The organism is Salmonella sp. SAL4457, from assembly GCF_046548235.1.
Classification (GTDB): domain Bacteria; phylum Pseudomonadota; class Gammaproteobacteria; order Enterobacterales; family Enterobacteriaceae; genus Salmonella; species Salmonella enterica.
This window is the reverse complement of record NZ_JBGDZO010001361.1, coordinates 1-235: the sequence shown is the minus strand read 5'-3', so window position 1 is coordinate 235 and position 235 is coordinate 1. Positions and strand designations below refer to the sequence as shown.

Sequence of the window (235 nt, the reverse complement as noted above, 5' to 3'; positions counted from 1 at the left end):
TCTCCGAATGGAACCCGGCCCAGCGCGAGTGCGCGGTGCAGGGCACCTTGCAGCAGCGTTTCGAGGAGCAGGCGCGGCAACGGCCACAGGCGGTTGCGCTGATCCTCGACGAACAACGGTTGAGCTACGGCGAACTGAATGCGCGGGCCAATCGCCTGGCGCACTGCCTGATCGCTCGCGGCGTTGGCGCGGACGTGCCGGTCGGGCTGGCGCTGGAGCGTTCGCTGGACATGCT

The 235-nt window shown here is 68.5% G+C and carries 1 protein-coding gene; it reads left to right on the top strand.

Annotated elements, in window-relative coordinates:
• On the top strand, positions 1-235 hold a 235-nt coding region (locus tag ACLJNW_RS28605), incomplete at both ends, for an AMP-binding protein (protein WP_410962060.1).